This is a genomic window from Pseudomonas sp. Pseusp97 (assembly GCF_047304025.1).
Lineage (GTDB): Bacteria > Pseudomonadota > Gammaproteobacteria > Pseudomonadales > Pseudomonadaceae > Pseudomonas.
The window spans coordinates 1-18694 of record NZ_JBGLYK010000109.1; the positions used below are offsets into that span (position 1 = coordinate 1).

Genomic DNA, 18694 nt, shown 5'->3' on the forward strand with positions numbered 1-18694 from the left:
CGCCCCCCCCCCTTTGGGGGGTTATCTCGCGGCGTGTTTCCCGCCCCTCAGGTACCGGGTGGTTCGCGAGCAAGCTCGCTCCTACAGGGGCGGCGAGCACCTGGTGTTGCCTGCCAGCGCAAGGTCCGCCGCGAAGGATTTCGCGGACAAGGTCCGCTCCTACGGGAACCCCACAACACGGCTCTGGCTCTGGCTCTGGCTCTGGCTCTGGCTCTGGCTCTGGCTCTGAATTTTGAAGATTTCCAGAGAGACTTCCGCACACGCCGAACGCCCCGTTCAGGAGGCCTCGTTGAAGTGGAGTTTCAGGGGTTGAGCGACATGGATGTCGCGAGAGCTGCGATGGGCCAGGGATGGCCCTTCGACGCGTGCCCCTGAAACTTCGCTTCAACGAGGGAATTTTTCGCCCCAAGCGAAAAACCGGATGTCCGGGGCAAGACTTTTTGGTTCCTTTTGTGGCGTTTGACAAAAGGGACTCGCCCGAGGGGGCGAAACCCAATACATCCGCACACGCCGAAGCGACGCAGAACACCAAGCCAGAAGCATCGCGGACAGAGTCCGCCCCTACGCCAACCGAGACACCGAGGCCCGCCTGTAGGAGCGAGCTTGCTCGCGAACCCACTCAACGCCGGCCTCGTCGGCGGATCGCGGACATGGCCCACTCCAGCTCCGGCAGGCGCGCAAAAAACAAAGGGCCAGCTCAACGGCCGGCCCTCTGTTCACCTCACAACACCCTCACTTCTTCGCCACCAGATCCTTGGGCAGCTTGAAGGTCCAGATCATCCCGCCCTGGTCCAGGTCCTTGATGCGCTTGGCCACTTCACCACCCCACAGCGGCACCGCGCCGCCCCAGCCGGAGAGGACAGTCACGTACTGCTCGCCGTCCATCTCCCAGGTAATCGGCGAGGCGATCACGCCCGAGCCGGTGTTGAACTGGTAGAGCTTCTTGCCGGTCCTGGCGTCGAAGGCCATCAGGTAGCCCTCGGGGTTGCCGGTGAACACCAGGTTGCCGTGGGTCGCCAGCACACCGCCCCACAGCGGCGCGTAGTTCTCGTAGCGCCAGACCTGCTTGCCGGTCTTCGGATCGATGGCGCGCAGCACGCCGATGTACTTGTCGTTCAGCGGCTTGATGGTGAAGCCCGCACCGAGGTACGCCGCGCCCTTCTTATAGGCGATGTTCTCGTTCCACATGTCCATGCCCCACTCGTTGGACGGCACGTAGAACAGCCCGGTGTCCTGGCTGTAGGCCATGGGCATCCAGTTCTTGCCGCCGAGGAAGGACGGTGCGACGAACACCGAAGTGCCCTTGGCATCCGCACCCGGCGCACCCGGACGGTGGGCGTCGTCGTAGATCGGCCGGCCGTCCTTGTCCAGGCCCTTGGCCCAGGTCACCTTGTCGACGAAGGGGAAGCCGCGGATGAACTTGCCATTGGTGCGATCGAGCACGTAGAAGAAGCCGTTACGGTCGGCGGTGGCCGCGGCCTGCACGGTCTTGCCGCCGTCCTGGTAGTCGAAGGACACCAGCTCGTTCACGCCGTCGAAATCCCAGCCGTCATGCGGGGTGGTCTGGAAGTGCCACTTGATCGAGCCGTCTTCCGGGTTCAGCGCCAGGCGCGAGGACGAGTACAGGTTATCGCCGGGGCGCAGGTGCGAGTTCCACGGCGACGGGTTACCGGTGCCGATGAACAGCGAGTCGGTGCTCGGGTCGTAGTAGCCGCCCAGCCAGGGTGCGGCGCCACCGGTCTTCCACAGGTCGCCCGGCCAGGTCTTGCCCGCCTCGCCGCCGGAGATGCCGTTCTCGATGGCCTTGCCGTCCTTGTAGACGTAGCCCATGTGGCCTTCCACGGTCGGGCGGCTCCACAGCAGCTCGCCGTTGGTGGGGTTGTAGGCCTCGATCTTGCCGACCACACCGAACTCGCCGCCGGCCACGCCGGTGATCAGCTTGCCCTTGGCGATCAGCGGCGCGGCGGAGATGGAGTAGCCGGCCTTGTAGTCCGCCACGGTCTTCTTCCACACCACCTTGCCGGTGTCCTTGTTCAGGGCGACCAGCTTGGCGTCGAGGGTGCCGAAGATCACCAGGTCGCCGTACAGGGCCACGCCGCGGTTGATCACGTCACAGCAGGGCATGATGCCGTCGGGCAGGCGCGCGTCGTACTGCCAGAGCTTGCGACCGGTGCGCGCATCGGCGGCGAACACCCGCGAGTAGGAGGCGGTGACGTACATCACGCCGTCCTTGATCAGCGGTTGCGCCTGCTGGCCGCGCTGCTTCTCGCCGCCGAAGGACAGCGCCCAGACCGGCCGCAGTTCCTTCACGTTGTCGCTGTTCAGGGTGTTCAACGGGCTGAAGCGCTGGCCCTGCTGGTTGATCCCGTTGACCACGATCTGGTCGGTGCGCTTGGCGGAATCGCTGATGTCCTGGTCGGTCACCCCGGCTTGGGCGCCCAGGGTGGCCAGGCTGATGGCGGTGAACAGCACGGTGCGGGCGAAAGGTTGAAGCTGTCTCATGGCGGTGCGCCTCTGCGATTGTTGTTGTACCCGGGAAAGTTTCCCGGTCTGTCGCAGATTCTTGGTTTGGGGGGCGGGACCAACAATTGAACGCAGTGCCGAATTTCCTAGTTCCTTGGTAGCAATACCGGGCCGCAGGGGCGTGAGACAGGGCTCTCGTAGGAGCGGACCTTGTCCGCGATGTCCTCCGCCGATGCATGCCTTTCAAGAGCGCAATGCGCCGGATTTCACCGGGAAACACCTAGCCCTCCGCGAAGGATTTCGCGGACAAGGTCCGCTCCTACGGTCGAATCCTGCAGCAGCGTATGAGTAGGATGGGTGGAGCGCAGCGATACCCATGCCGCTGGTGCCTGGAAATGATGGGTATCGCTGCGCTCCACGCCATCCTACGAAAGCGCGGTCACTGCTCGTCGACGCGCGGCAGCGCCTTCTGCTCGTAGCGCGGATAGAGGTGGCTGACGCTGCGGATCAGTTCGTAGCGCGTCAGGCTGACGCCGGCGAAGCGCTCGGGGATGGGCGTGCGCAGCAGGTCGTTCATGTCGGCGCCCTGGGCGATGCCATCGCGCATAACGCTGTCGAGCCAGCCCAGGTAATCGCGCATCTGCGCAAAGGGCGCGGCGTCGGTGTCGACGGGGCCATGGCCGGGGACGATGAGCTTCCACGGCAGCTTCTGCAGCGTGTCGATATCGCCCAGCCACACATCCAGCCCCGGACTGTTCGGCGTGGTCAGCGCGCGCTGATAGAAGACGATGTCCCCGGCGAACAGCACGCCCGTGGTCTCGTCGAGGATCGCCAGGTCGGCGTCGGTATGCCCACGCAGGCCGATGAGCCGGAACCGGTGACTACCCATCTGCAGTTCGCCCGGCTCCACCATCGCGGTGGGCAGCACTACTTCCGTGCCACGCATCCAGTCGCCGACCAGACGGTACATGTTCTCCGCCATGGCGTTGCCCTGCTCCTTGAGCAGCTTGCTGGTGCCGGCCAGCGCGCCGATGGGCACGTCGGTGAAGGCCTGGTTACCCAGCACGTGGTCGGGGTGGTGATGGGTCAGCAGCACGCGCTTTACCGGCTTGCCGGTGGTCTGCTGGATCAGCGCGCGCAGGGCTTCGCCGTAGCGTTTCGACGGACCGGTATCGATCACCAGCACGCCGTCGCCGGTGTCGATGAAGGCAACGTTGACGATGGCGCCGCCGTTGTTCTTGCCGAAGTTGTCGGTACTGCCTTCCACCAGCCAGGTGCCCTCGGCGATCTGCCGCGGCTGGAGGTGGTACTGCAGGTCGGCCAGTGCCGGCAGGCACAGGCAGGCCAGGGCGATCAGGAGGAAACGCATGGGCACCTCGTCGGTACAGGGCGGCGTCAGCGCAGAGCGGCCTGGAATTGGTTGCCGTTGTTGTCGTGCAGCCAGAGTTCGGTGTGCGGGTGGCCGCGCACCTCGAAGGTGAAGGTCGGGTTCTCGCTGACAGCGGGGAACAGGTCCAGCCGGGCGAAGACCTCCCCGTCCGGGCCGCGCAGCTCGGCGTGATCGAGGTAGAACTCGGGAACGCCGCCGACCAGCCCATTGTCCATCGGGTGCGACACCGACAGGCGTACGCGGCTGTACTCGCCTCTGGAGTAAGACTCGCCGTGCACCTGGCCAAGCCGGTCTTCCCACCCCGGTTGCGCACGCACCACGCTGGGCGCGGTGCAGCCACCCCCAGCCGCGTCGATCCAGGCGGAGCCGACGTGCCAGACGCCCTTCTCGTCGCGCAGCGCGGCGCGGATCGGCGTGGCCTGTTCGATGCGAATGCGCACTGCCAGCAGCGGCTCCAGGTGTTCGCCCGGATAGAGCGTCAGCACATGGGGAATCGGATTGAGCTCGGCCCACAGCAGCAGGCGGTCGAAGCGCCCCGGCAAGGCGCGGGCGTCCACCTCCACCGGCACCTGTCGCGAGTCCTCGGCGAATGGCGGCACGCCCAGCTTCACCCGCTCATCGAAGACGTAGGGTTCGCCGTTCAACAGGCGCTTGTGGTGATACTCCCACATCACCGAGGGCATCGGGTCGCCCTCCACCGCCGCTGCCAGCAGCGGCAGTGCGCAGATCCCCAGCAGCAGTTCGCGCCTGTGCATCAGCATTCCCTCATTGCACGTCCTGATAGAGTCCCGGCAGCTCGTAGCGCACCCCGTACGCCCCGTAGAGCTTTTCCATCTCGCCGCTGCGCACCAGCTCCTCCAGCTCGCCGTCCAGGGCGTTGGAGAGCTGGCGGTTGCTCTCATGTACCGCCATGCCGATATCCCACTCCGGCTGGCCGAGGTTGGGATAGGTGTTTTCGGCATTCTTCAAATGCTCGTCCGCCGCTTGCGCGCGCATCCAGTCCAGCTCGCCGCGCAGGGCCATCACCGCATCCACCTTGCCCGCGCGCATACCGTCGAAGGCCGCCTGGGTGCTGGGGAAGTGCACGGTCATGCGGCTGAGCTGGCCGCCCAGCACCGAAGTCAGATAGAACGACGGCACGCTGTCCAGCTCGACGCCGATGGGGTGTTCGCGGAACGCGGCGATGGTATCGACCTCGGGCAGCCGGCGGTCGTCGCTCACCACCTGCCAGCGCTCGCGCTGGTAGGGGCCGAACATCACCACCTGCTCGTTGGCGAACTCGCCGACGTCGTTGCGCCGGTTGGCGTACTGGCGGTCGTAGGGCACGCGCAGCATCACATCGGCGACCACGCCAGGGCGCAGGTAATGGCCCTTCCAGATGAAGTTGCGCAGGTCGTCGTCCAGGCGTTCGCCGGGCGTGACCCAGAGGAACTCAGTGCGCAGGCCAAGGCCGCTGGCGAGCCGTTGCGCGAGGTCCACGTCGACCCCGCGCGGCTGGCCGTCCTGCATGAAGCTGTAGGGCGGGAAATTCTCGTAAACGGCCACCCGCAGCACGCCGCTGGCGACCATGTCCTCGTAGGGACGAACACCGGCATGCGCCTGCCCCAGCAGCAGGCACAGCACCATGCTCAGCAGCAGGCCGGTCAGCAACTTGGGCAGGCGCATGGCGATCACTCTTCCACGTGCACGCTGTCCAGGTAGGTGCGGATCGCCCAGAGACCTTCCTGGCTGATGTAGTCGGCCATCTTCGGCATGTACACCGCGCCATCGCGCACCGCGCCGTTGATCACGCGCTCCTTGAACCACTCGTCACCCTCGGCGCCGGGATCGAGCATGCGCAGGTCCGGGGCGATGCCACCGGACTTGGCCTCCAGCCCATGGCAACGCGCGCAGTTCTGGTTGTAGGCCGACGCGCCGATCTCCACCGCCTTGGCGTGATTGGCGTAGGGCTCGCGGTAGGGGTTGGTGTCGCGCCATTCCTTGCCCAGCGGTTCCAGCCCCGAGGTATCCACTGCTTGGGGCGTCACATTGCCGTGGGACAGGGCCAGACCCGAGACACCCAGGCCGGCCACTAACAGCAGGCCACACAGCACGTTCTTGTTGTTCATCACTTCATCCTCTCATCGAGATGCTTGGCACGGCACGGCGCACGGAAGGACGCCTGTGATGAGGATGTTAAGAACGCGCGACCGGCGACCGAATCCTGCTTTGGATGCTCCCGCCTACTCCCTTGGTACTAGAACGGCGGGCGGGCACCTCGGCGGAGTGGCCTGCATTGGTCTGCCGGTATTGCCGGGAATTGGCTATTCGAAGTCCGCGCTGCGGACGGTAACTTGACTCCATTCCCGCACACCGGCGGGCCCCACTGGAGATCAGCATGAGCGCACGAATCGAATGGCCCAAGGCCGCCCCCGACGCCTACAAGGCGATGATCGGCCTGGAACAGGCCCTGGCCAAATCCGGCCTGGAAACCTCGCTGCTGGAACTGGTGCGCCTGCGCGCCTCGCAGATCAACGGCTGCGCTTACTGCGTGAACATGCACGCCAATGATGCGCGCAAGGCCGGCGAGACCGAGGCGCGCCTGCAGACCCTGAGCGTCTGGGAGGAAACCCGCTTCTTCACCGAGCGCGAACGCGCCGCGCTGGCCTGGGTGGAAAGCCTCACCCGCCTGCCGGAAAAACACGCCCCGCAGGACCAGTTCGACGCCCTGCGCGAGCACTTCAGCGAGGCGGAAATCGTCAACCTGACCCTGGCGATCGCTACCATCAATGCGTGGAACCGCTTCGGCGTGGGGATGGCGATGGTGCCCTGAACGGGCACAGCTCGTCCTTCGACCACAAACCCGGACTGGCTGGTGAAAACACCTGTCCTCTTCTGAAAATCCGTGCCTGGGCTTTCCCTCTCCCCCGCCCTCTCCCTGAAGGGAGAGGGAGCAAACCGTGCCGGCTGACGCCATGGTTTCAGCCTGCTCCGAACCAGTCCCCTCTCCCTTCGGAGCGGGGCGCACAGCCAGGGTTAGGACGACGGGCTCTAGATCTCGTAGGAGCGAGCTTGCTCGCGAACGGGCCCGCAGCGAGGTCGGGGTACGCGAGCAAGCTCGCTCCTGCAAAAGCCCCCTCACGCCACCTCGCTTTCCACGCCCGCATCGAGGTCCACCAATAGCTCGATCATCGCCCGCGCCGCCGCCGAGAGGCGGTCGCCGCTACGGGTGACGATGCCGCAGCGGGCCTGGAGGATGTCGACGTTCTGCGGCAGGTTGCGGAAGTGCAATCGCACCAGTTCGCCGCGCGCCATCGGCTCGCTCAGCGCCTCTTCCACGGCGATGCCGATGGCGTCGGTCTGGCTGACGATGCGCACCAGCGAGGCCATGTCCTCGCACTGCACGTTGGTGGTGATGTCGATCTTGCCGCTGAGGTTGGCGAGCATCTTCCGCGCGCTGGGCGGGATCAGCGTGGCCGCCAGCGGGTAGGCGAACATGTCGTTGGTGGACAGGCTCTCCTTGGCCAGCAGCGGGTGCCCCTCGCGACAGAAGAACAGCCCGCTGCGCGGCTTCAGCGCGCGGGTCTGGAAGTTCGGGTCGGCCTCGAAATGACGGATGTCGGCGACGAAGAACTCGATCTCCTCGCGGCTGAGGCTGCGCGCCAGGCGCTCCCAGTTGTCCACGCCGAACTGGATGTGGATGCGCGGGTAGCGCTGGACGAAACGCGATACCGCATCCGATACCAGCTTCTGCGCCGGCGCCGGCCCGCTGCCGAAGCGCAGCTCACCCGAGTCCAGCTTGTTCAGCCGGGCCACCGCGTGGCTCAGGTTGTTGGCGCCCTGCACCAGGCTCAGCGCGTGCTGCAGCACCACCTGCCCCTCGGGCGTCGGGCGCAGGTCCTTGCTGCCGCGGTCCACCAGGCGGCAGCCCAGTTCCTGCTCCAGGCCCTGGATGCTCCGGCTGAACGCTGGCTGGGTGATGCCCATGGCATCGGCGGCGCGGACGAAGCTGCGGTGTTCGTTGAGGGCGATGAAGTAGCGGAGCTGGCGCAGATCCATGATGCATTTCCGGCATTGAAAATAGTGGGCAAAGGCATTTGCCGCTTTCGTATGCGCTGGTTTTAAATGCAAGCTCTTATTCCGTCAATGAAGAATAAAACAAACATCTATTCTTTTATGAACTAAGAATATAGCTCAGACCAGGAGTCGCCCGATGCCAGCCTTGCACCTCCTTTCCTCGCGAATGTGCCTGTCCCGCTGTCGCTGACAGCCAAAGCCGCACCCAAACCCAAGAAAAACGTCGTTCGCCACTGCTGCGTGGCGCGGCCCCCTTTTGCCCGCGATAAGCGCGGACAGACAAGGACACAGCATGACTTTCAGACATTCGCCCTTCCCCTCCAAACTCCACCGGCTGCGCTACGCCATCGTGCTGCTGGCCCTGGGCGGCGCGCTGCCGGCATTCGCCGAGGAAGCCGAGGACCGCAGCGCCGGCAGTGACGCCAGCAAGCCCGTCAGCGCTGCACCGGCCAAGGCCGATGCCACCCTGGGCAAGGTCACCGTGACCGCCCGCCGGCGCGAGGAGGATTCGCAGAAGGTGCCCACGCCGATCACCGTGGTCGGCGGCGAAACCCTGGAAACCCAGCGCGTCTACAAGGTGCAGGACCTGCAGCAGATCCTGCCCAGCGTGAACGTCGCCTTCATCCACGCGCGGCAGTCGAGCATCGCCGTGCGCGGTATCGGCAACAACCCGGCCAGCGACGGCCTGGAAGGCAGCGCCGGCGTCTACCTGGACAACGTGTACCTGGGCCGGCCGGGCATGGCGGTATTCGACCTGCTGGACATCGAGCAACTGGAATTGCTGCGCGGCCCGCAGGGCACGCTGTTCGGCAAGAACACCACGGCCGGCGTGCTGAACATCAGCACCCGCGCGCCAACCTTCAGCCCCGAGCGCAGCGTCGAGGTTTCCGGCGGCCAGGACGGCTACTTCCAGGGCAAGGGCACTGTCTCCGGCGCGTTGACCGACACCCTGGCCGGGCGCGTCTCGGCCTATCGCACCCGCGATGACGGCTACATCAAGAACATCCACGACGACAACTACCTCAACGGCGGCGAGCGCCAGGGCATCCGCGGGCAACTGCTGTTCAAGCCCAACGAGGACTTCGACCTGCGCTGGATCAACGACTACAACGAGGAGGACTCCAGCAACGGCAGCATGGTGGTCTACGGCGCCGCCGACCGTTTCTGGCAGCGCGCCTCCGCGGTGGGCGCTTCCCCGATTCGCGATCCGGACCGGCACAAGGTCAACATCAACAGCCGCCAGCACGTCAGCGTGCACCAGGGCGGCAGCTCGGTAGAGGCCAACTGGAACCTCAACGGCGGCTACAAGCTGACCTCCATCAGCGCCTACCGCTACTGGCACTTCACCCCGGCTAACGACGAGCAACTCAACGTCTCGGCGATCAACAACACCGGCGTGGAAGTCCATGACCGCCAGTTCTCCCAGGAAATCCGCCTGGCCTCGCCCACCGGCGGCTTCTTCGACTACGTGCTGGGCGCCTATGCGTTCAACCAGAACCTGGGCAACAAGACCTTCACCGATTATGGCCCGCTGGCCGACCGCTACCTGCTGGGCACCAACCTCAACGCCCTGAACAACACCTACTCCAAGGCCAACGGCAAGATCGAGACCGACAGCTTCGCGCTGTTCGCCCAGGGCACCTGGCACCTCACCGACAAGCTGGACTTCACCGCTGGCCTGCGCGGTACCTACGAGGAGAAGGACGCCAAGGTCGAGCGCTTCTCGCCGGTGGGCGGCGACCCGGTGACCGGCGTCGGCGCGGTAGTCCGGCGCAATCAGTTGGGCGCCTACGACTCGGGCGACCTCAGCCTCTATAGCTTCGCGCCCTCGGCGCTGCTGAGCCTGAGCTACCAGTTCACCGACGACTTCCTGGGCTACGCCTCGCTGTCCCACGGCGAGAAATCCGGTGGCGTGAACCTGGCGGTGGCCAGCGCCCCGACGGCCGGCGCGGACTCCCTGCTGGTCGGCCCGGAACGCGCCAACGACGCCGAACTGGGGATCAAGACCACCCTGTTCGACAACCGCCTGCAGCTCAACACCAACCTGTTCTGGACCGGCATCCACGGCTACCAGGCGACCACCCTGTACCAGCCGCCGGGCTCGACCCAGCTGGTATCGGTGCTCTCAAACGCCGGCAGCGTGCGTTCGCGCGGCCTGGAATTCGAGGCGACCGCCCTGCCCATTCGTGGCCTGACGCTGAACTTCAACGGCTCCTATAACGACGTCACCTATCTCTCGTTCAAGGACGCCCCGTGCCCGGCGGAAGTCTCCACTCAACCCAATGCGCCAGCCAGTTGCGACCTCACTGGCCAGCGCGTGGTCGGCGCCTCGAAGTGGATCGCCAACCTCAACGGCGAATACGCCTGGAACCTCGACGACGGCATCCGCCCGTACGTGACCGGCAGCTACTCCTACCGCTCCGAGGCCGAGGGCACGCTGGACAACTCCGACCTCTCGAAGATCGACGGCTACGGCCTGGCGAACTTCTCCGTCGGCCTGCGCAAGGACCTCGGCGACGGTCAGCTGGACGCCTCGGTCTGGCTGAAGAACGCCTTCGACAAGGACTACTACCTGGCCGCCTTCGCCAGCATCAACGGCTCCTACACCGCCTCGGTGGGGCAGCCGCGCACCCTGGGCGCCTCGGTTCGTTACGACTTCTGATCCCCATCCGCCGCGCCCGCGTGCGCGGCTCCATTGCACAGCAAGAGGACGATGAGATGAGCAACGCAGCACAAGCTATCAAGCAAGACCTCGTCAATCTGGACATCCACCCGGTCGCCGGGCGTATCGGCGCGGAGATTCGCGGCGTGACACTGTCCGGCGAACTGGACGCCGCCACCGTCGATGCGATCCAGGCCGCGCTGGTGAAGCACAAGGTGATCTTCTTCCGCGGCCAGACGCAGCTCGACGACCAGGGCCAGGAGGCCTTCGCCCACCTGCTCGGCAAGCCGGTAGCGCACCCCACCGTGCCGGTGCAGGAAGGCACCCACTATCTGCTGGAACTGGACGGAGCACAGGGCCGCCGCGCCAACTCCTGGCACACCGACGTGACCTTCGTCGAGGCCTATCCGAAGGCGTCGATCCTGCGCAACGTGGTGGCGCCCGACGCCGGCGGCGACACCGTGTGGGCGAATACCGCCAGCGCCTATGACGACCTGACGCCGGAGCTCAAGGCCCTGGCCGACTCGCTCTGGGCCGTGCACAGCAACGAGTACGACTACGCCGGCGCCAAGCCCAACGCCGACCCGGCGCGCCTGGAGGAGTACCGCAAGATCTTCACCTCCACCGTCTACGAGACCGAACACCCGGTGGTGCGCGTGCACCCGGTCAGCGGCGAGAAAACCCTGCTGCTGGGGCATTTCGTCAAGCGCCTGAAGGGCCTGTCGCAACATGACTCCGCGCACCTGTTCGCCGTGCTGCAGAGCCACGTCACCCGCCTGGAAAATACCGTGCGCTGGCGCTGGCAGCCGGGCGACGTGGCCATCTGGGACAACCGCGCAACCCAGCACTACGCCGTCGACGACTACGGCACCCAGCCGCGCATCGTGCGCCGCGTGACCCTGGAAGGCGACGTGCCGGTGGGTATCGACGGGCAGCGCAGCCGGACGATCAAGAAGGTTTGAGCTCTGGCCCCAGACACGAACAGCCCCTCTCCCTAACCCTCTCCCTGAAGGGAGAGGGGACTGGATCGGCGTGAAGTGCAGCCATGGTCTCCTCCTGATATCGAAGTGTCAGGAGAGCACAGCAGGCATGCCTCACTCGAATACCCCCTCTCCCTTCAGGGAGAGGGCTGGGGAGAGGGAATCCCCCAAACTCAGGAACATCCCGATGACTCAATCCAACGCCCTGCCGAAAACCACCCCCGAACCCTTCGCCATCGTTCCCCTCGACGCCCCTCTGGGCGCCGAAGTCCGAGGCCTGGACGCCCGCGAGCCGCTGACCCCGGAACAGATCCTGGCGATCAAGCAGGCGCACCGCGAGCACCACATCCTGATCTTCAAGGACCAGCAGCTCGACGATCGGCAGTACCTGCGCTTCGCCACCCTGTTCGGCGCGGTGTTCCAGCCGCCGGCCGATGTGCCGGTACTGTCCTCCGGCGCCGACGGCAAGGCCCCGGACATCGTCAAGGTGGCCAACACCGAGGATGGCGAGCTGGGCAACTTTGCCCTGCCGGCCCACGTCGATCACCAGTGGACGCCGGTGCCCTCTTCCGGCTCCTTCCTCTACGCGCTGGAGGTGCCCAGAACCGGCGGCGAAACCCAGTTCACCAACCTCGCCCGCGCCTACGAGACACTGGACGAGGCGACCCGCGCCGAGATCGACCCGCTCAAGCTGATCAACTACAACCCCTTCATCCGCCTGAAGAGCGGCGGCTACAACGGCACCTTCGTCCGCTACCGCACACCGGATATCGAGCCCATCCAGGGCACCGAGCATCCGCTGGTGCGCACCCATCCGGAGAACGGCAAGCGCGTGCTGTTCCTCTCCGTGCACACCGAAGTGGAAATACCCGGTGCCGATCCGCAACAGGGCGCGGCACTGGTGGAGAAGCTGCGCGAACACCTGCAGAAACCCGAGCTGATCTACAGCCACAAATGGTCGGTCGGGGACATCGTCTGGTGGGACAACCAGGCGGTGCTGCATGGCCGTAATGCCTTCCCGGCCAGCGAGAAGCGCCGCCTGAAGCGCATCAGCCTGTCGGGCAGCCGACCGTTCTGATGCTCACGTAGGAGCGGACTCCGTCCGCGATGGTTTCCCGGCCGCTTACGGTGCCCGCCCGGGTTCGCGAGCAAGCTCGCTCCTACGAAGAGCCGCGTAGGGCGCATAACCTGGAACAGGTTATCCGCCGGCCCACTCACGGCGGATAACGCTGGCGCGTTATGCGCCCTACGGAACTGAGACTGGCGTAGGAGCGGACTCCGTCCGCGATGGTTTCCGGCCGCTCGGGGTGCCAGCCCCGGTTCGCGAGCAAGCTCGCTCCTACAAAGAGCCGCGTAGGGCGGAAAACGCTGGCGCGTTATGCGCCCTACGAACAGGAAGTCCTTGCAGGAGGGCTTTTGATTTTTGTAGGAGCGAGCTTGCTCGCGAACGAAATTCCCGGCTGCTCAAGCGTCAGGCTGTTCGCGAGCAAGCTCGCTCCTACGAAAAGCTTCCCGCGACTGCGCTTTCTATGCTTATGCAAAATCGTTTCTTGTCCTGAATCAGCTATTCCTTTTATAGTTTCGGCAACTCGTCATAACAAGTTATGAACATGGCCGAACTACTCCCCCTATCCCCCGTTCCGCTCTACAGCCAGCTCAAGGAAGTCCTGCGCACGCGCATCCTCGACGGCACCTATCCGCCGCTCAGCCGCATGCCCTCCGAGGCCGAGCTGGGCAAGCTGTTCGACGTCAGCCGCATCACCGTGCGCCAGGCGCTGGGCGACCTGCAGAAGGAAGGGCTGATCTTCAAGATCCACGGCAAGGGCACCTTCGTCGCCAAGCCCAAGGCGTTCCAGAACGTCAGCACCCTGCAGGGCCTGGGCGAGTCCATGACCCAGCGCGGTTACGAGGTGATCAACCGCCTGCGCAGCTTCAAGACCGTGCCGGCCAACGCCCAGGTCGCCGCGCGCCTGCAGGTCGCCGAGGGTGACAACGTGGTGCAGATCAAGCGTGCCCGCCTGGTCAACCGCGAGCTGGTCTCGCTGGAAATCACCTGGCTGCCCGAGCACGTCGGCAAGCGCCTGGAGAAGGCCGACCTGGTCAGCCGCGACATATTCCTCATCCTCGAGAACGACTGCGCCCTGCCCCTGGGCCACGCCGACCTCGCCATCGACGCCATCCTCGCCGACGCCGAACTGGCCGTCGCGCTGGAGGTGGAAGAAGGCTCGCCGGTGATGCGCATCGAGCGCCTGACCCACACCGCCGATGGCACGCCGCTGGACTACGAACACCTCTACTACCGCGGCGATGCCTTCCAGTACCGCCTGCGCATCGACCGCCACAAGGGACAGCATCAATGAGCCAGTTCGACCTCTCCCAGGTTCCCGAGGACAAGGAACTCGCCTACGACATCGTGGTGATCGGCGGCGGCACCGCCGGCCCGATGGCCGCGATCAAGGCCAAGGAAGCCAACCGCGAACTGCGCGTGCTGCTGGTGGATAAAGCGAATGTGAAGCGCAGCGGCGCCATCAGCATGGGGATGGACGGCCTGAACAACGCCATCATTCCCGGCCACGCCACGCCCGAGCAGTACACCAAGGAAATCACCGTCGCCAACGACGGCATCGTCAACCAGGCGGCGGTCTACGCCTACGCCACCCACAGTTTCGAGACCCTGCAGCAGCTGGACCGCTGGGGCGTGAAGTTCGAGAAGGATGAGGTCGGCGACTACGCCGTGAAGAAGGTCCACCACATGGGCGCGTACGTACTGCCCATGCCCGAGGGCCACGACATCAAGAAGGTGCTGTACCGCCAGCTCAAGCGTGCGCGCATCGAGATCACCAATCGCCTGGTGGTCACCCGCCTGCTCACCGATGGGGATGGCGCAGTCAACGGCCTGCTCGGTTTCGACTGCCGCACCGCGCAGTTCCAGGTGATCCGCGCCAAGGCCGTGGTCCTCGCCTGCGGCGCTGCCGGGCGCCTGGGCCTGCCCTCGTCCGGCTACCTGATGGGCACCTACGAGAACCCCACCAACGCCGGCGACGGCTACGCCATGGCTTACCACGCCGGGGCGGAGCTTTCGAACCTGGAGTGCTTCCAGATCAACCCGCTGATCAAGGACTACAACGGCCCGGCCTGCGCCTACGTCACCGGCCCGCTGGGCGGCTACACCGCCAACAGCAAGGGCGAGCGCTTCATCGAGTGCGACTACTGGAGCGGTCAGATGATGTGGGAGTTCCACCAGGAACTCGAAGGCGGCAACGGCCCCGTGTTCCTCAAGCTCGACCACCTGGCCGAGGAAACCATCCAGACCATCGAGGAAATCCTCCACAGCAACGAACGCCCCAGCCGTGGCCAGTTCCACGCCGGGCGCGGCACCGACTACCGCCAGCAGATGGTGGAAATGCACATCTCGGAGATCGGCTTCTGCTCCGGCCATTCGGCCTCGGGCGTGTGGGTCAACGAGAAGGCCGAGACCAGCGTGAAGGGCCTGTACTCGGCCGGCGACATGGCCGCCGTGCCGCATAACTACATGCTCGGCGCCTTCACCTACGGCTGGTTCGCCGGCACCAACGCCGCGCAGTACGTGGCCGGGCGCGAGTTCAGTGAGGTCGATACGGCGCAGGTAGAGTGCGAGCGCGAACGCGTGTTCGCCCCGCTCAAGCGCGAGCACGGCCTGCCGCCGGCGCAGGTGGAATACAAGCTGCGGCGGATGGTCAACGACTACCTGCAGCCGCCCAAGGTGACGAAGAAGATGGAGATCGGCCTGCAGCGCTTCGCCGAGATTGCCCACGACCTCGACCAGATGAAGGCCAACAACCCCCACGAGCTGATGCGCGCCATGGAAGTCAGCGTGATCCGCGACTGCGCCGAGATGGCCGCCCGCGCCTCGCTGTTCCGCACCGAAAGCCGCTGGGGCCTGTACCACCACCGCGTCGACTACCCGCTGCGCAACGACGCCGAATGGTTCTGCCATGCGCACCTGAAGAAGGGCGAGAACGGCGTGATGACCAGTTTCAAGAAGCCCATCGAGCCGTACGTGATCGCGCTGGATGAGGATGAGCAGCAGGCTTACGAGAAGCTGCGGGTGAAGAGCGAGGCGGCTTGATGTCTTGCGGGATGGGTGGCGTGAAGAGCCCCTCTCCCCCCGCCCTCTCCCGCAAGCGGTAGAGGGAGCCATACGGCGCGAGCGGCAACCACGGAGCCAGCCGGCGAGCACAGCAATGCCCGCAACACCGAACAAAAAAGATCCGTCCGGCGAGCTCATCGCTATCCGCCGGGACGATCAAGCCCCCTCTCCCTTCAGGGAGAGGGTTGGGGAGAGGGTAACGAGCCACCGCGCCGAAACTTCGCCCCGAACAACCAGCCCGCCGCCAAGACGGCCGGCAAGCAACACGATGAGGACCGCGTGCAATGGCCTACCAACCCCAGGAAATCTTCTTCCGTTCCAGCGCCCCGGTGACGGTGGACGAGGACAAGTGCATCGCCGACAAGGGCTGCACCGTCTGCGTCGAGGTCTGCCCGATGGACCTGCTGGCGATCAACCCCGCCACCCAGAAGGCCTACATGGCCTTCGACGAATGCTGGTACTGCATGCCCTGCGAAAAGGACTGCCCGACCGGCGCCGTGCGGGTCGAGATTCCGTATCTGCTGCGTTGAGTTTCCGCAACGAAGTTTCCCTGTAGGAGCGAGCTTGCTCGCGAACCAGGACCGGCAGAGGAGCTGTTCGCGAGCAAGCTCGCTCCTACGAAAAGCCCCACAAACACCTAAAAAAAGCAACCGGCCAACGACCGGACGCCTGACGCACCACCCCCTCGTTTCCCACCGCGGGCCCGCGGCGGAGACGATTCCAACACTCATGATTCGAGGGGAACACCCATGACCTTGCGCACCACCCTGGCCGGCCTCGCGCTCGCCATTGCCAGCATCACCGCACACGGAGAGACCATTCGCATCGCCATCGGCACCCAGGACACCACCATCAACTGCGCCGCCGGCGGCCTGCTGATCCGTGAACTCGGCCTGCTCGACAAGTACCTGCCCCACGACGGCGCCTACAAGGACGCGCAGTACGACGTGCAGTGGAAGAACTTCACCAGCGGCGCGCCGCTGACCAACGAGATGCTCGCCGGCAAGCTCGACTTCGGCGCCATGGCCGACTTCCCCGGCTCGCTCAACGGCGTCGCCCACGAGGCCGCCGGCAAGCGCAGCCTGTTCATCAGCGTGCTCTCGGGCAGCATCGAGGGCAGCGGCAACGGCATCGTCGTTCCCGCCTCGTCCAAGGTGCAATCGCTGGCCGAACTCAAGGGCCAGACCATCTCCGTGCCCTTCGCCTCCACCGCCCATGGCCTGCTGCTGCGCGCCATCGCGGCGCAAGGCTGGGACCCGGAGAAGGACGTCACCATCATCGCGCAGCCGCCGGAAGTCGCCGGCTCCGCCCTGCAGGCCAACAAGATCGCTGCCCACGCCGACTTCGTGCCCTTCGCCGAGCTGTTCGAAAGCCGCGGCATCGCCCGCAAGATCTACGACGGCTCCCAGGCCAAGGCGCCGACCTTCCACGGTGCGCTGGTGGAGGCCGACTACGCGCAGAAGTACCCGGAAATCGTCCAGGCCTACCTGCGCGCCACCTTTGAAGCCAACCAACTGCTGGCGAAGGAACCGGAGAAGTACAGCGAGCTGATCGAGAAGGTCGCCGGCATTCCCGCCGAGGTGAACTACCTGTTCCACGGCCCGCTCGGCCTGCAGACCCGCGACCTGACCTGGAAGCCGGAGTACCGCCAGGCCGTGGCCACCGCCATCGACACCCTGAAGCTGCTGAAGAAGGCCGACCGCGGGCTGAACGTCGAGCAGTTCGTCGACGACCGCTATATCCGCGCCGCCTTCAGGGCCTCCGGCGCCGACTACGAGCAGGCGTTGAAGAACTACGCGCAACAGCCGCTGCTGGGCAATGACGCGCTGACCAACAAGCCGATCAGCGATACCCGCAAGGTCGCGCAGATCTGGGTACGTGGCGAGCCGAAGGTGCGCAGCTACGCCACCGCCAAGGAAGCGCTGGGCCAGCTCGCCGAACTCAAGCAACAGGGCAAGGACATCCGCGCGGTGTACGCCCAGGCCAGCGACAGCGGTATCAAGCTGCTCGCCGGGCAGGCCTGGTTCGTGCGCGGCAAGGACGGTTCGCTGGATGCCTTCCTGCTGCGCGAACAGGCCGACGCCTTCGCCCGCCAGCACGGCGGAGAGGTCGCCGACTTCACCGCTGCCAGCCAGCAGGCCGTGGCCAGCCGCTGAAATGAAGACCAGCCCCGGCGCCCACGTGCCGGGGCTGCGGAGACAAGCCGATGAACAGCACCACCCTCACCCGCTGGAGCCTGCGCCTGGCCTCGCTGCTGGTCTGCCTCGCGCTCTGGCAGGTGCTCAGTACGCACCACGTCGATCTCGGCGTGGTCACCTTCGCCAACGTGCCCGGTCCGCGTGACGTGCTCGATGCCGCCTGGAACCTCGCGCAATCGAGCAAGCTCGGCCGCCACCTGGGCAGCAGCCTGCTGCGGGTGCTCGCCGGCTACCTGCTGGCGGCCTTCGCCGGCATCCTCCTCGGGCTGGTCATCGGACGTGGACGCTGGGCGCGCGACAGCCTGCTGCCGCCGCTGGAAGTGCTGCGGCCGATCCCGGCGGTGGCGTGGATTCCACTGGCGATCCTGATGTTCCCCAGCTCCGAGCTGTCGATGATCTTCATCACCTTCACCGGCGCACTGTTCCCCATCCTGCTCAATACCATCCACGGCGTCGAAGCGGTCGACCCGCGCCTGCTCGCCTCCGCCCGAAGCCTCGGGGCCGGGCGCCTGGCGCTGCTGCGCGAAGTGGTGCTGCCGGGCGCCGCGCCGAGCATCGTCACCGGCCTTGCCATCGGCATGGGCACCTCGTGGTTCTGCCTGGTGACCGCCGAGATGATCTCCGGGCAATGGGGCATCGGCTATTACACCTGGGAGTCCTACACCTTGCAGAACTACCCCGACATCGTCGTCGGCATGCTGCTGATCGGCGTGCTCGGCATGGCCAGCAGCCTGCTGGTGCGCCAGCTCGGCGCCCTGGTCACGCCCTGGCAGCGCCAGGCCGGAGGCAAGCCATGACCTTGCCCGCCAGCGCACC

Annotated in this window: 15 protein-coding genes; 9 read left to right on the forward strand and 6 right to left on the reverse strand. The window is 65.7% G+C overall.

Annotated elements, in window-relative coordinates:
* Positions 1 to 732: 732 nt before the first annotated feature.
* The 5 genes from ACCC94_RS17865 to pedF all read right to left on the reverse strand — a co-directional run bounded on the left by ACCC94_RS17865 (position 733) and on the right by pedF (position 5961).
* Complete coding sequence (locus ACCC94_RS17865; RefSeq protein WP_413350828.1) at positions 733 to 2502, reverse strand: methanol/ethanol family PQQ-dependent dehydrogenase; 1770 nt, start codon at positions 2500 to 2502, stop codon at positions 733 to 735.
* Between the two features lie 400 nt (positions 2503 to 2902).
* Complete coding sequence (locus tag ACCC94_RS17870) at positions 2903 to 3832, reverse strand: quinoprotein relay system zinc metallohydrolase 1 (protein WP_413350829.1); 930 nt, start codon at positions 3830 to 3832, stop codon at positions 2903 to 2905.
* Positions 3833 to 3858: 26 nt separating this feature from the next.
* Entirely contained in the window at positions 3859 to 4608 is a 750-nt protein-coding gene (locus ACCC94_RS17875; RefSeq protein WP_413350830.1) for a quinoprotein dehydrogenase-associated SoxYZ-like carrier, read from the reverse strand.
* A gap of 10 nt (positions 4609 to 4618) precedes the next feature.
* Positions 4619 to 5518, reverse strand: coding sequence for a substrate-binding periplasmic protein (locus ACCC94_RS17880; protein ID WP_413350831.1), 900 nt, complete (start codon positions 5516 to 5518; stop codon positions 4619 to 4621).
* 5 nt (positions 5519 to 5523) lie between these two features.
* The gene (gene pedF, locus ACCC94_RS17885; protein WP_017518368.1) at positions 5524 to 5961 is read right to left on the reverse strand and encodes a cytochrome c-550 PedF; all 438 of its coding nucleotides are present in this window, start codon (positions 5959 to 5961) and stop codon (positions 5524 to 5526) included.
* Between the two features lie 269 nt (positions 5962 to 6230).
* Between pedF and ACCC94_RS17890 the strand changes: the two genes are divergently transcribed.
* Complete coding sequence (locus ACCC94_RS17890; protein WP_413350832.1) at positions 6231 to 6665, forward strand: carboxymuconolactone decarboxylase family protein; 435 nt, start codon at positions 6231 to 6233, stop codon at positions 6663 to 6665.
* Positions 6666 to 6970: 305 nt separating this feature from the next.
* Here ACCC94_RS17890 and ACCC94_RS17895 read toward each other — a convergent pair whose 3' ends face one another.
* Positions 6971 to 7891: a LysR family transcriptional regulator gene (locus ACCC94_RS17895; protein WP_413350833.1), complete on the reverse strand. Its 921-nt coding sequence runs from the start codon at positions 7889 to 7891 to the stop codon at positions 6971 to 6973.
* Between the two features lie 310 nt (positions 7892 to 8201).
* Between ACCC94_RS17895 and ACCC94_RS17900 the strand changes: the two genes are divergently transcribed.
* The 8 genes from ACCC94_RS17900 to ACCC94_RS17935 all read left to right on the forward strand — a co-directional run bounded on the left by ACCC94_RS17900 (position 8202) and on the right by ACCC94_RS17935 (position 18675).
* On the forward strand, positions 8202 to 10571 hold the full coding sequence (locus ACCC94_RS17900) for a TonB-dependent receptor (protein WP_413350834.1): 2370 nt from the start codon (positions 8202 to 8204) through the stop codon (positions 10569 to 10571).
* Between the two features lie 56 nt (positions 10572 to 10627).
* On the forward strand, positions 10628 to 11533 hold the full coding sequence (locus tag ACCC94_RS17905) for a TauD/TfdA dioxygenase family protein (RefSeq protein ID WP_413350835.1): 906 nt from the start codon (positions 10628 to 10630) through the stop codon (positions 11531 to 11533).
* Between the two features lie 205 nt (positions 11534 to 11738).
* Positions 11739 to 12629, forward strand: a complete 891-nt coding sequence (locus ACCC94_RS17910; RefSeq protein WP_413350836.1) for a TauD/TfdA dioxygenase family protein — start codon at positions 11739 to 11741, stop codon at positions 12627 to 12629.
* Between the two features lie 532 nt (positions 12630 to 13161).
* On the forward strand, positions 13162 to 13911 hold the full coding sequence (locus ACCC94_RS17915) for a GntR family transcriptional regulator (RefSeq protein WP_413350837.1): 750 nt from the start codon (positions 13162 to 13164) through the stop codon (positions 13909 to 13911).
* Positions 13908 to 15659, forward strand: a complete 1752-nt coding sequence (locus ACCC94_RS17920) for a fumarate reductase/succinate dehydrogenase flavoprotein subunit (protein WP_413350838.1) — start codon at positions 13908 to 13910, stop codon at positions 15657 to 15659. The genes ACCC94_RS17915 and ACCC94_RS17920 overlap by 4 nt, the downstream gene beginning before the upstream one ends.
* Positions 15660 to 15964: 305 nt before the next feature.
* The gene (locus tag ACCC94_RS17925) at positions 15965 to 16210 is read left to right on the forward strand and encodes a ferredoxin family protein (protein ID WP_024767017.1); all 246 of its coding nucleotides are present in this window, start codon (positions 15965 to 15967) and stop codon (positions 16208 to 16210) included.
* A gap of 219 nt (positions 16211 to 16429) precedes the next feature.
* Positions 16430 to 17836 (forward strand): ABC transporter substrate-binding protein, encoded by a 1407-nt coding sequence (locus ACCC94_RS17930; RefSeq protein WP_413350839.1) that lies wholly within the window; start codon positions 16430 to 16432, stop codon positions 17834 to 17836.
* 50 nt (positions 17837 to 17886) lie between these two features.
* Positions 17887 to 18675, forward strand: coding sequence for an ABC transporter permease (locus ACCC94_RS17935; RefSeq protein WP_413350840.1), 789 nt, complete (start codon positions 17887 to 17889; stop codon positions 18673 to 18675).
* Positions 18676 to 18694 lie beyond the last annotated feature (19 nt).